General features: G+C 72.1%; 12 protein-coding genes. 7 read left to right on the forward strand and 5 right to left on the reverse strand.

Annotated elements, in window-relative coordinates; all coding sequences use genetic code 11:
* Positions 1–242: 242 nt before the first annotated feature.
* The 6 genes from araB (at position 243) to mmsB (ending at position 8135) form a co-directional block, all read left to right on the forward strand.
* On the forward strand, positions 243–1919 hold the full coding sequence (gene araB / locus ACSUPR_RS06520) for a ribulokinase (protein ID WP_436891892.1): 1677 nt from the start codon (positions 243–245) through the stop codon (positions 1917–1919).
* The gene (locus ACSUPR_RS06525; RefSeq protein ID WP_436890137.1) at positions 1916–2608 is read left to right on the forward strand and encodes an L-ribulose-5-phosphate 4-epimerase; all 693 of its coding nucleotides are present in this window, start codon (positions 1916–1918) and stop codon (positions 2606–2608) included. The genes araB and ACSUPR_RS06525 overlap by 4 nt, the downstream gene beginning before the upstream one ends.
* 116 nt (positions 2609–2724) lie before the next feature.
* A complete protein-coding gene (locus ACSUPR_RS06530) occupies positions 2725–4083 on the forward strand; it encodes an L-fucose/L-arabinose isomerase family protein (protein WP_436891893.1) in 1359 nt (452 codons plus the stop codon).
* Positions 4084–4183: 100 nt separating this feature from the next.
* The gene (gene chvE, locus ACSUPR_RS06535) at positions 4184–5275 is read left to right on the forward strand and encodes a multiple monosaccharide ABC transporter substrate-binding protein (RefSeq protein ID WP_436890139.1); all 1092 of its coding nucleotides are present in this window, start codon (positions 4184–4186) and stop codon (positions 5273–5275) included.
* 59 nt (positions 5276–5334) lie between these two features.
* Positions 5335–6864 carry an ATP-binding cassette domain-containing protein gene (locus ACSUPR_RS06540; RefSeq protein ID WP_436891895.1) on the forward strand — a complete coding sequence of 510 codons (1530 nt, stop codon included), beginning with the start codon at positions 5335–5337 and terminating at the stop codon, positions 6862–6864.
* Positions 6861–8135 (forward strand): multiple monosaccharide ABC transporter permease, encoded by a 1275-nt coding sequence (gene mmsB, locus ACSUPR_RS06545; protein WP_436890140.1) that lies wholly within the window; start codon positions 6861–6863, stop codon positions 8133–8135. Before ACSUPR_RS06540 ends, mmsB begins: the two co-directional genes overlap by 4 nt.
* A gap of 18 nt (positions 8136–8153) precedes the next feature.
* Here mmsB and ACSUPR_RS06550 read toward each other — a convergent pair whose 3' ends face one another.
* Positions 8154–9140, reverse strand: coding sequence for a LacI family DNA-binding transcriptional regulator (locus ACSUPR_RS06550; RefSeq protein ID WP_436891896.1), 987 nt, complete (start codon positions 9138–9140; stop codon positions 8154–8156).
* A 394-nt stretch (positions 9141–9534) separates the two neighbouring features.
* Here ACSUPR_RS06550 and ACSUPR_RS06555 point away from each other — a divergent pair, with 394 nt between their 5' ends.
* Positions 9535–10413, forward strand: a complete 879-nt coding sequence (locus ACSUPR_RS06555) for a glycoside hydrolase family 19 protein (protein ID WP_436890142.1) — start codon at positions 9535–9537, stop codon at positions 10411–10413.
* Between the two features lie 239 nt (positions 10414–10652).
* Here ACSUPR_RS06555 and ACSUPR_RS06560 read toward each other — a convergent pair whose 3' ends face one another.
* The 4 genes from ACSUPR_RS06560 to ACSUPR_RS06575 form a co-directional block, all read right to left on the reverse strand.
* Positions 10653–10919 carry a type II toxin-antitoxin system RelE family toxin gene (locus tag ACSUPR_RS06560; protein WP_436890143.1) on the reverse strand — a complete coding sequence of 89 codons (267 nt, stop codon included), beginning with the start codon at positions 10917–10919 and terminating at the stop codon, positions 10653–10655.
* On the reverse strand, positions 10916–11101 hold the full coding sequence (locus ACSUPR_RS06565; protein WP_436890145.1) for a hypothetical protein: 186 nt from the start codon (positions 11099–11101) through the stop codon (positions 10916–10918). Before ACSUPR_RS06565 ends, ACSUPR_RS06560 begins: the two co-directional genes overlap by 4 nt.
* 669 nt (positions 11102–11770) lie before the next feature.
* Positions 11771–12577, reverse strand: a complete 807-nt coding sequence (locus tag ACSUPR_RS06570) for an endo alpha-1,4 polygalactosaminidase (protein WP_436890146.1) — start codon at positions 12575–12577, stop codon at positions 11771–11773.
* Positions 12578–12630: 53 nt separating this feature from the next.
* Complete coding sequence (locus tag ACSUPR_RS06575) at positions 12631–13647, reverse strand: cellulose binding domain-containing protein (RefSeq protein WP_436890148.1); 1017 nt, start codon at positions 13645–13647, stop codon at positions 12631–12633.
* Positions 13648–13684 lie beyond the last annotated feature (37 nt).

A 13684-nucleotide genomic window follows, 5' to 3' on the forward strand; every position in this document is an offset into this window, starting at 1 on the left:
TCGGGCGGGATCCGGGCCCGCGCCCCCGGAGCCGAGAGGGGGTTGACATTCTGAAATGTTAGCGCGAACAATATTACTTGGATCACATTTCGGACCCCGACCCTCGGACCATCCGCCCCCTGAAACCGACAACCCCCCACTTCAGGGGACCATTCACCCGATACCCCCCAATCTCCCCATCTCCGAAGGAAGCGTCCTTGCCCGAGAATGTTAGCGCGCACAAAAGCCCACCGGCGGAGTCCGTGGTCGTCGGCGTCGACTTCGGGACCCTCTCCGGCCGCGCCGTCGTCGTGCGGGTCTCCGACGGCGCCGAACTGGGCACGGCCGAACACGCCTACCCCCACGGTGTCCTCACCGACCACCTCCCAGGCGGCAAGGAGGCGCTGGAACCGGAGACCGCCCTCCAGCACCCCGGGGACTACCTGGAGGTACTGCGCACCGCCGTCCCCGAGGCCCTGCGCCGCGCCGGCGTCCGCCCCGGGCAGGTCGCCGGGATCGGCACCGACTTCACCTCCTGCACCTTCCTGCCCGTCACCGCCGACGGCACACCCCTGTGCCTGCTGCCCGGGCTCGCCGACCGCCCGCACGCCTGGCCCAAACTCTGGCGCCACCACGCCGCCCAACCCGAGGCCGACGAGATCACCGCCCTGGCCGCCGAGCGCGGCGAGCCCTGGCTGTCCCGCTACGGCGGCCGCATCTCCTCGGAGTGGCAGTTCGCCAAGGCCCTCCAGGTCCTGCGCGACGACCCCGGGGTGTACGCGCGCGCCGACCGCTGGATCGAGGCCGCCGACTGGATCGTGTGGCGGCTCTGCGGCCGCGAGACCCGCAACACCTCCACCGCCGGGTACAAGGGCCTGTACCAGGACGGCCGCTGGCCGTCCCGGGAGTACCTGGCCGCCCTCGACCCGGGGCTGGCCGACTTCGCCCGGGACCGGCTCGACCTCCCCCTCTCCCCGCCCGGCACGCGCGCGGGCGGCCTCACCGCCGAGGCCGCCGCGTGGACCGGCCTGCCCGAGGGCACCCCGGTCGCGGTGGGCGCCATCGACGCCCACGTGACCGCGGCCGCCGCCGGGACCACCGGCCCGGGCCGGATGCTCGCCATCATGGGGACGAGCACCTGCCTGGTGATGAACTCCGACGTCCGCGCCGACGTGCCCGGCATGTGCGGCCTGGTCCGGGACGGCATCACCCCGGACGCCTGGGGGTACGAGGCCGGGCAGAGCGGGGTCGGCGACATCTTCGGCTGGTTCGTCGACACCCACGTCCCCCCGGCCTGCCACGACGAGGCCCGCGCCCTCGGGGTCTCCGTCCACGAACTGCTCTCGCGCAGGGCCGCGGAGGCCCCGGTCGGGGCGCACGGCCTCGTCGCCCTGGACTGGCACAGCGGCAACCGCTCGGTCCTGGTCGACCACTCGCTCTCCGGCCTGATCGCCGGGACCACCCTGGCCACCCGCCCGGAGGAGGTGTACCGGGCCCTGGTGGAGGCCACCGCGTTCGGCGCCCGCACCATCGTCGAGGCGTTCACCGGCGCCGGGGTCCCGGTCCGCGACCTCACGGTCGCCGGGGGCATGGTGCGCAACCCCTTCGTCCTCCAGGTCTACGCGGACGTCCTGGGCCTGCCCCTGCGGATCGCGGCCACCGAGCACGGAAGCGCCCTGGGGGCGGCGATCCACGCGGCGGTCGCCGCCGGGCTGTACCCCGACCTGCACACCGCCTCGGCCGCCATGGGCCGGGTCCGCGACGAACCCGTCGAACCGGACCCCGCCGCGACCGCCGCCTACGGCGAGCTCTTCGCCGTCTACACCGAGCTCCACGACCACTTCGGCCGGGGCGGCAGCGACGCCCTGCACCGGCTGCGCGCCCTGCGCAACCGCGCCCGCACCCCCGGCACGCCCGACGAAGGAGAGGGACCGCGATGACCGCCCCGACACCCGCCGCCGCGCTGTCCGCCCACCGCGACGCGGTGGAGGGCCTGCGCGCCCGGGTCAGCGCCCTGCACGCCGAACTGCCCCGCTGGAACCTGGTCACCTGGACCAGCGGCAACGTCTCCGCCCGGGTGCCCGGCGCCGACCTCATGGTCATCAAGCCCAGCGGCGTCTCCTACGACGACCTGGGCCCCGAGGACATGGTCGTCTGCGACCTGCGCGGAAACGTGGTCGAGGGGCGGCACCGGCCCTCCAGCGACACCTTCGCCCACGCCCACATCTACCGGGAGCGCCCCGACATCGGCGGGGTCGTGCACACCCACAGCCCCTACGCCACCGCCTGGGCCGCCCGCGGCGAGCCCGTCCCCTGCGTGATCACCGCCATGGCCGACGAGTTCGGCGGCGACATCCCGGTGGGCCCGTTCGCACTCATCGGCGACGACGCCATCGGCCGCGGCGTGCTCGACACCCTGGCGGGCCACCGCTCCCCGGCCGTCCTCATGCGCGGCCACGGCGTGTTCACCGTCGGCCCCACCGCCGCCGCCGCGGTCAAGGCCGCGGTGATGTGCGAGGACGCGGCCCGCACCGTGCACATCGCCCGGCAGGCCGGGCCCGTCGAGCGGCTGCCCCAGGAGCACATCGACGCGCTCCACGAGCGCTACCGCAACGCCTACGGCCAGTGACCCCCACCGACAGCGAGGAGAACCCGATGCCCGCACCCTCCCCCGTGCCCCCCGCCCCGTCCTCCCCGAACCCCGCCGTGCAGGACCGCCTGCCGCGCATCGGCCTGCTCGGCATCATGCAGCCGCTCTACGACGACATGATCCCCGGCATCACCGAGCACCAGGCGCGGTACGCCGCCCGGGTCGCGGACCGGCTCTCCGGGACCGCCGAGTGGACCGTCGCCCCGCCGGTGCGCGGGCGCGAGGACGCCGAGCGGGCGGTGCGGGAGTTCGAGGAGGCCGGCCTCGACGGGGTCCTGGTGGTCATGCTGACCTACGGTCCGTCACTGCGGGTGACCCGGGCCCTGGCCGGGGCGCGGCTGCCTCTGGCGCTGGCCAACATCCAGCCGGAACCCGCCGTGAGCACGTCCTGGGACATGGCCGACATGACCTACAACCAGGGCATCCACGGCGCCCAGGACACCGCCAACGCGCTGGTCCGCGCGCAGGTGCCGTTCGAGGTCGTCACCGGCGACTGGGAGAGCCCGGAGTTCGCCGACCGGGTCGGCCGCTGGGCCCGGGCCGCCCGCGCCGTGTGCGCACTGCGGCGGCTGCGGGTCGGCGTGTTCGGCTACCCCATGAACGGCATGGGCGACGCGCGGGTCGACGAGACCGCGCTGCTGCGCGTGGTCGGCCCCGAGGTCCACGTCATCGCCCCGGGCGCCCTGCACCGCACCATGGCCGAGCTGCCCGAGGAACCCGTCCGCGAGCTCATGTCCTGGGAGGACACGGTGTTCGACGTGGACGGACGCCTCTCCAAGGAGGAGCGGGAGGACCACGCCCGCATGCAGCTGGGCATCGAACGGCTGCTGGAGGCGTCCGGCTGCGGGGCCTACTCCACGCACTTCGACGCGATCGGCGAGGACGGCCGCTTCACCCGGCTGCCCATGGCCGCCGCCTCCACGCTGATGGCCAAGGGGTACGGGTTCGCGGGCGAGGGCGACGTGCTCGCCGCCTCGGTCGTCTACGCGGGCCACCGCCTGGCGGGGGACGGCCACTTCACCGAGATGTACGCGATGGACTTCCCCGGCGACTCCATCCTCATGAGCCACATGGGCGAGGGCAACTGGCGGCTGGCCAGGGAGGACGAACCCGTGCGCCTCATCAAGCGCCCCCTGGGCATCGGCGGCCTGGCCGACCCGCCCACCGTGCTGTTCCGGTACCGGCCCGGCCCGGCGACCCTGGCCTCCCTGGTCGCCCTGGGCGGCGACCGCTTCCGGCTGGTCGTCGCCGAGGGGGAGGTCCTCGACGCCCCCGCGCTCCCCGCGCTGGAGATGCCCTACGGGCACTTCCGGCCCGACACCGGCGTGCGGGGGTGCATGGACGCCTGGCTGCGGGCGGGCGGCACCCACCACATGGTCATGAACACCGGCCACCGCGCCGAGGACTGGCACGTCCTGTGCCGGCTGACCGGCATCGAGTACGTCCGGGTCTGACACCGGCCCCGCCCGGCCCGGCCGCCGCGGCGCTCCTGCGGACGTCGCGGCGGCCCTCCCCCGCCCACCTCCCATCCGCACCGACACGAAAGCGAACCCCATGCCGCACAGCTCACGCACGGCCGGCACCGCGCTGCTCGCCGTATCGGCCCTCCTGCTCACCGCCTGCAACGGTGTCGGCGACGCCGCCCGCTCCGAGGGCGAGAACGGCCTCGTCGGCATCTCGATGCCCACCCAGTCCTCCGAGCGGTGGATCAACGACGGCCAGAACATGGTCGCCGAGTTCGAGGCCCGCGGTTTCGGCACCGACCTCCAGTACGCCGAGGACGTCGTCCCCGACCAGATCTCGCAGATCGAGAACATGATCACCCGGGGCGCGGACGTCCTCGTCATCGCCGCGATCGACGGCGAGGCCCTGGGCGACGTGCTCGACACCGCCGCCGACAGCGGCATCCCCGTGATCGCCTACGACCGGCTCATCATGGGCAGCGAGAACGTCGACTACTACGCCACCTTCGACAACTTCGAGGTCGGTGTGCTCCAGGCCGAGTACATCGTCGACTCGCTCGGGCTGGAGGACGGCGAGGAGGGCCCGTTCAACCTGGAGGTGTTCGGCGGCTCCCCCGACGACAACAACGCCTACTTCTTCAACGACGGGTCGATGTCGGTGCTCCAGCCGTACCTCGACGACGGGACCCTGGAGATCCCCAGCGGGCAGACGGAGATGGAGCAGATCGCCACCCAGCGCTGGGACGGGGCCATCGCCCAGTCCCGGATGGACAACCTGCTCAGCGCCCACTACTCCGACGAGGAGCTGCACGCCGTGCTCTCCCCGTTCGACGGCATCAGCCTGGGCGTCATCGAGTCGCTGCGCGCCGTCGGCTACGGCACCGGCGACCTGCCCCTGCCCGTCGTCACCGGGCAGGACGCCGAGCTGTCGTCGGTCCGCTCCATCATCGCCGGGGAGCAGACCCAGACCGTGTTCAAGGACACCCGGGCCCTGGCCGCCCAGACCGTCGACATGGTCGAGGCGCTGCTCGCCGGGGAGGAGGTGCCCGTCAACGACACCGAGACCTACGACAACGACGTCAAGACGGTCCCCGCCTACCTCCTGGAGCCCGTGTCCGTCGACATCGACAACTACCGCGAGGTGCTCGTCGAGAGCGGCTACTACGAGGAGTCGGAGCTGTGACCGGCGCTCCGGAGCCGGGCGCCCGCGGTCCGGGCGCCCCGCCGGAGCCGCTGCTGAGCATGCGGGGCATCCGCAAGGAGTTCCCCGGGATGGTGGCCCTGGACGAGGTCTCGCTGGAGGTGGGCGAAGGCCGCATCCACGCCCTCATGGGCGAGAACGGGGCGGGCAAGTCCACCCTCGTCAAGGTGCTCAGCGGGGTCCACCCCGCCGGCACGTACACCGGGGACATCGTCCTGGACGGGGTACCCTGCGCGTTCACCGGCGTGGCCGACAGCGAGCGGGCGGGCATCGCCATCATCCACCAGGAGCTGGCCCTCATCCCGCAGCTGTCCATCGCCGAGAACGTCCTGCTGGGGCACGAGGTCACCCGGTTCGGAGTCCTGGACCGGGACGCCACCCACGCCCGCGCCCGCGAGCTGCTGCTCCGGGTGGGCCTGGACGAGAACCCGGACGTGCCGGTGTCGGCGCTCGGCATCGGGGCCCAGCAGCTCGTGGAGATCGCCAAGGCGCTGGCCAAGCGGGTCCGCCTGCTCATCCTGGACGAGCCCACCTCCGCGCTGAACGAGACCGAGAGCCTGCGGCTGCTGGACCTGCTCCGCGAACTGCGCGACCAGGGCGTCACCTGCATCCTCATCTCGCACAAGCTCGGCGAGGTGGTGGACGTCAGCGACGAGATCACCATCCTGCGGGACGGGCGCACCATCGAGACGCTCACCGTGGACCGCGACTCCGACGGGACCCCTTCGGTGGACGAGGACCGGATCATCCGCGGCATGGTCGGGCGCTCCCTGGACCGCCTCTACCCCGAACCCGTCGGAGAGGTCGGCCCCGTCAGGTTCCAGGTGCGCGACTGGACCGTCGACCACCCCACCCAGCCGGGGCGGCGCATGGTCGACGGCGTCGACATCGACCTGCGCGCGGGCGAGATCGTCGGGCTGGCCGGACTCATGGGGGCCGGGCGCACCGAGTTCGCGATGAGCCTGTTCGGCCGCTCCTACGGGAGGTACGTGCGGGGCACGCTGCTCAAGGACGGCGAGCCGCTGCCCGTCCCCGACGTCGCCGCGGCCGTCCGCGGCGGCCTGGCCTACGTGCCCGAGGACCGCAAGACCCTCGGGCTGCTGCTCGACGAGGACATCCGGCGCAACACCACCCTGGCCGGGCTGCACCGCGTCTCGCGCCACGGGGTCATCGACCAGGCGCGGGAGACCGTCGAGGCCCGGCGGATGAGCGAGGAGCTGCACGTGCGCGGGAACGTCGCCGCCGGGACCGTGCGCACGCTCAGCGGCGGCAACCAGCAGAAGGTCGTCCTGGCCAAGTGGATGTTCACCCGCCCCGAGCTGCTGATCCTGGACGAGCCGACCCGCGGCATCGACGTCGGCGCCAAGTACGAGATCCACCTGATCATCCGCAGGCTGGCCGCCGAGGGCGCCGCCGTCCTGCTCATCTCCTCGGAGCTGGCCGAGGTGCTGGGCATGTGCGACCGCGTCCACACCATGTGCGAGGGCCGCCTCACCGGCGAGGTGCCCGCCGCCGCGGCCGACCAGGAGACCCTGATGAGACTGATGACGAGAACCGGGGACCGGCCATGAAGCACACGACCACCGGACGGGCCGGGCTCGCGACCCTGCTCCGCGGCGACACCCGCCGGTACGGGATGGCGGTGGCGCTGGTCGCCATCATCATCCTCTTCCAGATCCTCACGGGCGGGCTGCTGCTGACCCCGCTCAACATCACCAACCTGATCCTCCAGAACTCCTACATCCTCATCCTGGCCATCGGGATGATGCTGGTGATCGTCACCGGGCACATCGACCTGTCGGTCGGCTCGGTGGTGGCCTTCACCGGCGCCGTGTCGGCGATCATGCTCACCTCGTGGGGGCTGCCGACCGTCGCGGTGGTGCCCCTGGCGCTGCTGCTGGGTGCGGCCATCGGCGCCTGGCAGGGGTTCTGGATCGCGTACGTGCGGGTTCCGGCGTTCATCGTCACCCTCGCCGGGATGCTCGTGTTCCGCGGTGCCACCCTGGCCGTCCTGGGCGGCGAGTCCATCGCCCACCTGCCCTCGTCCCTGCGGCAGATCGCGGGCGGCTTCCTCCCCGGCCAGAGCGAGGGCCCGCACCTGCCGACCCTGCTGCTGGGGGCGGCGGGCGCGGCCGTCGTGGTGTGGATCCAGTGGCGCGCCCGGGCCAGGACCCGGGCGCACGGGCTGCCGGTGCAGCCCGCGGCGGTGACGGCGGCCGCCTCGGCGGTGCTCGTGGCGGCGATCCTGGCGTTCGCGTTCGCGCTGGCCGCCCGCAACGGCCTGCCCCTGGTGGGGCTGCTGCTGGTGGCCCTGATCGCCGGGTACTCGTTCGTGACCCGCTCCACGACCCTGGGGCGGCGGATCTACGCGGTGGGCGGCAACGAGCGGGCGGCGGCCCTGTCGGGCATCCGCACGCAGCGGACCACCTTCTGGGTGTTCGTCAACATGGGGGCGCTGTCGGCGCTGGCGGGGCTGGTGTTCACGGCACGGCTCAACGCGGCCACCCCGGGTGCGGGCACCATGTTCGAGCTCGACGCCATCGCGGCCGCGTTCATCGGGGGCGCGTCGGCGTCCGGCGGGGTGGGCACGGTGGTGGGGGCCGTCATCGGCGCCCTGGTCATGGGCGTCCTCAACAACGGGATGTCCCTGATCGGGCTCGGCGTGGACTGGCAGCAGCTCATCAAGGGGCTGGTGCTGCTGCTGGCGGTGGCCTTCGACATCTACAACAAGCAGCGGGTCGGCGCGGGCGGGGCGGTGTTCGGCCTGCGCATCCGCCGGGACGGGCCAGGGGAGGGCGGGCCGGCGCCCGCCCCGGGGGCCCGGGAGCCGGCCTCGGCCTGACCGGTGCGGCCGCCCCGCCTACCCGGGCGGGGCGGCCACGCTGTCGCGCTCCACGAGCGTGGGCGTGATCGTCCTGCGGGTGGAGGCCGTGGGCTCACCGGACATGCAGGACAGCAGCACGTCCAGGGTCTCGGCGGCGACCGTGGCGAAGTCGGGGCGCACGGTCGTCAGGGGCGGGATGAAGTAGGCGGCCTCGGGGACGTCGTCGAAGCCGACGACGCTCACGTCGCCGGGAACGGCCCGGCCCCGCTCCGACAGCGCCCGCAGCAGGCCCAGGGCCAGGTGGTCGTTGGCGGCGAACACCGCGGTGACCTCGGGCATGCGGGCGAGCATCAGCCCGGCCCGGTAGCCGGAGGCGGCGCTCCAGTCGGCGGGGCTCACCGGCGGCACCTCCGCGCCGGCCTCCTCCAGGGTCCGCCGCCAGCCCCGCTCGCGGTCGGCGGCGTCGAACCACTCGGAGGGCCCGGCGACGTGCCAGACGGTGCGGTGCCCGGCGTCCAGCAGGTGGCGGGTGGCCAGCCGGGCACCGGCCTGCTGGTCCACCGTCACCAGGGTGTCGCCGCGCGCGGGGTCGCCGTCCACGGCGACCAGCGGGATGTCCGGCGGGACGGCGGCCAGCGCCTCGTCGGCGGCGGCGGTGGGGGCGATCACCACGATCCCGGCGGCACGCTGCTCCAGGTGGTGGTCGACGGCCTCCGCGATGGAGCCCCGGTCCAGCACCCGGACCCGGCGGACGCTGACGACGAAGCCCCGGGCGGCGGCGGCCAGCTCGAAGGCCGCCAGCAGCGAGGAGGGGCCGAACAGGGTCGAGTTCTGGGCCACGACACCGATGAGCTGCGACCTGCCGGTCGCCAGGGCGCGGGCCGCGCGGTTGGGCCGGTAGCCGAGCTGCTCGATGGCGGCGCGCACCCGCAGGCGGGTCTGCTCGCGGACGTTGGGGTGGCCGTTGAGGACACGGGACACCGTCTGGTGGGACACTCCGGCCAGGCGGGCGACGTCGGTCATCGCCGGTTCCCGGGCGGCGCCGGGGGTCGATGGGGTCTGGGCCACCCGAAGCTCCTTCACAGCCGATGCGGTCGCGTGCCCGGTGAACGCCCGCCGGGCGCCGAGCAGACCGGTGGGCGCTAACATATCCCATCCGGTCCATACCGCGAAAGCCCTCCTCACATAGGAAAACGCTTCCAAAACCCCTTTGTTAGCGCTCTCAACCAACCTCTGCGCTCCCGGGCCGCCGCTCCCTCTCGAACCCCGGGGAGGGCGGTCCGCCGGAACCCCGGCCCGGGGCCCCGGAAGTTCCTCGCCGAACTGGTATTGACAGGTCTAGACCACTCTTGTTCAGTTGACGGCACCCCCTGGCGGCGCGGTCGGACACCGCGCCGCATCCAAGGAGTGTGACCACGTGTTCCGACGTCTCTTGAGCCAGCTGGCCGCGCTCGGCGCGCTCGCCACCGTGCTCATCGTCGTCCCCGCAGCCGCCGCCCAGGCCGCCGTCTGCGCCCCCGCCTGGAACGCCTCGGCCGTCTACACCGGAGGCGGCGAAGCCTCCTACAACGGCCGCAACTACACCGCCAGGTGGTGGACGCAGAACGAGCGTCCCGGCGCCTCGGACGTCTGGGCCGACAAGGGCGCCTGCGGAGGCGGCGAGGAGCCGAACCCCAGCGGCTTCGTCGTCAGCGAGGCCCAGTTCAACCAGATGTTCCCGAACCGGAACCCCTTCTACACCTACAGCGGCCTGACCGCCGCCCTCAGCTCCTACCCCGCGTTCGCCAACACCGGCAGCACCGAGGTGCGCAAGCGCGAGGCGGCCGCCTTCCTCGCCAACGTCAGCCACGAGACCGGCGGGCTGGTGCACGTCAGGGAGACCAACGAGGCGAACTACCCGCACTACTGCGACTGGAGCCAGCCCTACGGCTGCCCCGCCGGACAGGCCGCCTACTACGGCCGCGGCCCGATCCAGCTCAGCTGGAACTTCAACTACAAGGCCGCCGGTGACGCGCTCGGCATCGACCTGCTGAACAACCCCTACCTGGTCGAGCAGAACGCCTCGGTCGCCTGGCGGACCGCCCTCTGGTACTGGAACACCCAGAACGGCCCCGGCACGATGACGCCCCACAACGCCATCGTCAACGGCCACGGTTTCGGCCAGACGATCCGCTCGATCAACGGCGCGATGGAGTGCGACGGCCGCAACCCGGCGCAGGTCCAGAGCCGCATCAACAAGTTCACGCAGTTCACCCAGATCCTCGGCACCACCACCGGCTCGAACCTGAGCTGCTGATCCCCGACCCCGCACACCGCGACCGAGCGGGGGTGCTCCCGGCCGCTGCCGCCGGGAGCACCCCCGCTCCCCCGGCCCCCGGGCCGCCCCTCCGGGGAGCACTCCCTGTTCCGCCGTCCCGACGGCCTGGTGTGGGGACTCCCGTATGTGCAAGGAGAACCCCCTGTCTCCGCGACCTCGCCCACCCCCTGCGCGCGAGGAGAAGCCTCCTCGTGACTCCGAAGGCGCCACATCTCCGATCAGGATCCGCAGAGCATCAGGTTATGGCGGCTTGACTCGATGCCCACATGTGGCAAGGCGGTGCCGTCATCGATCGCGTAGATCACGCGATGGTCACCGATGCGGATACGGTAGACGTCCCGAGCTTTGAGTTTCTTGCAATCATCAGGACAAGGATCCTTGGCGAGTTCGGCAATCGCTCGGACAACACGTTTACGCACCAAAGCATCAAGTTCGCGCATTTCCTTCTGCGCCGACGTGGTGGCCTCGACCATGCAACGGCTCACGCGTAGTCCTCGACCCGAAAAGGGGCGGTATCCTCGTCGGCATGAGCCTCGATCGCCGCACTATCGGCGATGTCCTCGAGCTCTTCCAGGTAGGCAGCGGGTACCAGCACTAGTCCACGATCGGCCAGAGCCTCAGCCAACTCCGTTACCATGTCGTGCGGTTCGACCGGTTCAGCTGCCATGATTTCTTCTCCCGAACTATATCCGTCCACGGTGTTCATTCTCGTCTGCCATCGGACGCCAAAGGATCCGGGTGTCAGGTTTGCATATGAATGCCCCTTATAAGCCCTTGCCATCAATCTCCGGATGTGGGAAACGCATTAGGGAGACATCCGGCCAAAGCAATTCCCAGGGAGCATCCCCGCGTGCGCGGGGAGCACCACCCCGCCGCCGTGGTCGCGACCGCCTTTCCGGGACCATCCCCGCGTGCGCGGGGAGCACAGGGCGGTGTTGCAACCACCGATTGAATCCGGTCAGTCGATGACCTGCGGAGATCCCACTGAGAACCAGGTGATTTTCAAACTTCTTGAGAATCGGACAAAGCTCTCGAACCATTACTTTATACGCAGGACGGGTGCGCGGGCGGGAAAACCGGGTGAAAGCAAAAACCCCGGGGATGCGGAGCACCCCCGGGGCCTGTCGGTGTGTGAAAGTTCCAGGAAGGGAACACCGACGACTTCATTGTGCACCACGTCGGGGCTCTGCGTACACGGTCGGTAGCGATCCCTGCGCTTTCCGAACGCCGCGGGGTCGGCGGTACCGGCGGGCGTGAGCGGAATGTCCGCACTTGGGAGCCGCTTTTCCCGGGGATCGGCAATGAAAACGTGACCATCGGGCACGCTTACCGTCCGTTATCGACAGGTCTCGTACAAGTACCCCTCGGCACCGTCGGGCACCAGGTCGAGGTCGCGCAGGATGGTGCGCGGCGGGGTGTCCGGGTCCGCGCACACATCGGCGAAGGTCAGCCCCCGCTCCCGGAGCGTGTCCGGGTACTCGATGTCGAGCACGCCCTGGGCCCCGTACACGGACGTGTAGGACTCGCACTCGCCCCAGGCCGCGCAGGACTCGGCGACCGCGAAGTCGAAGCCCGCCTCCCGGGCGCGTTCGGTCTCCCCCGCGGTGTTCTTCTGCGCCGCGAGCATCCCCTCGTCGTGGGCGACCGCGACCAGCTCCTCGGCGAGGGCGAGGTTGTCCTCGGCGGTGAGCGCCCCGTCCGAGCGCGTGTAAGAGTCCAGGTTGTCGAACTCCACCGCCGCGAAGCCCGCCTCCGCGCACCCCGCGACGGTCTCCGCCAGCAGTTCCGCGATCCGCTCGCGCCCGGCCGGGTCGGAGGTGTCCAGCAGCAGCTCGTCCGGCCAGCCGGGGTCGGCCACCGGCTCCCCCTCCCCGTCTAGCAGGACCAGCCCCTCGTCGAGCCACCGCCCCTCCTCGCCCGGCTGGGTCTGGAACCCGTTGACGTAGCAGACCGGGTACGAGCCCGGGGCCGGCTCCTCCGTGGAGTCGAGCACCACGACCTCCACACCCGCGGGCGGCCTGTAGCCCCCGCCGAGCTGGTAGTCGAACCCGCCCTCGGGCAGCGTCCCCGCCGCGGGCGCGCACGCCGTCGCGAGGACTGCCAGCGCCGCGGCGGCCGGAAGCGTTGTGAGCCGGGAGACCATGAACCGGAGCCTAGCGGCGGGCCGGGCGGTGACCCCACCCGGCCCGCCCGGTGTCACGGAGCCAGGGCCGCGAACCAGCGGTCGGCGATCTTGCGGTCGCCGCTCGCCGACGGGTGCACCCCGTCGTAGGTGTCCTCGTCGGTGTCGAACCCGGTCCACTGGTCGACGACGGTGACCGGCGACTCCGCGGTCGTGTTGGCCGCCGCCCAGGCCGGGATCGCCGCGTTGAGGTCCTGGACCCCCTGCCCGCAGGTCGCGCAGCTGCGGTCGGGGTCCATCGGGATGATCTGCGCGACCAGCACCCGCATACCCGGGTCGTGCGCCCGCATCTGCGCCAGCAGGGTGTCGTAGGCCGCCAGGATGTCGGCCGTGGGAATCCCGCTCCAGACGTCGTTGGTGCCGAAGTGCATGAGCACCGTGTCCGGGTCGCTCCGCTCCAGCCAGCCGGTGAGCAGCCCCTGCGCCGCCACGTTGGTGACCAGGTGGCCCCCGTGCCCCTCGTGCTCGCCGTCGTAGGCGAACCCGCAGCCGTCACCCGGCAGGGTGCCGACGAAGTCCACCTCGTGGCCCGCGTCCACGAGGTCCTTCCACAGCAGCGCCCGCCAGCATCCCGGCGAGCCCGTGATGGAGTCCCCCAGCGGCATGATCCGCACCGCGTCCCCCTCTTCATCTTCGTTGCCTTCGTCCCCGAACGCGCAGGCCAGTCCGGTGAACTCGACCTCCCCGCCGGTGGTGGTCCCCTGCACCCCGAACTCGGCGGAGGCGCCGGGCGCGAGGCCGGCGTTCCATGCGACGCTGCGGGCGGTGACCGCGTTCCCGTCGTGCTCGAACCCGGCGTTCCAGCCCGCGGTGACGGCCTGCCCCGCCGGGTGCGTCCAGGTGGCGGACCAGCTCGGGACCGGGGCGTCCCCGGTGTTGGTCACGGTGACCAGCGCGACGAAGCCGCTCCCCCAGGAGGAGGTCACGGATGCTCGGGCCGCGCAGTTCTCGGAGGCCGCCGCCGGAACCGGGGCGAGGGCGACCAGGGCGAGCGCGGCGGTGAGTGCCGCGCGCAGGAGGGTGCGTAACACGTTCTGCTCCTTCCGTCGGATTCTGGGAGCGCTCCCA

The sequence above is a fragment of the Nocardiopsis dassonvillei genome (assembly GCF_964273065.1).
Taxonomy (GTDB): Bacteria; Actinomycetota; Actinomycetes; order Streptosporangiales; family Streptosporangiaceae; genus Nocardiopsis; species Nocardiopsis dassonvillei_B.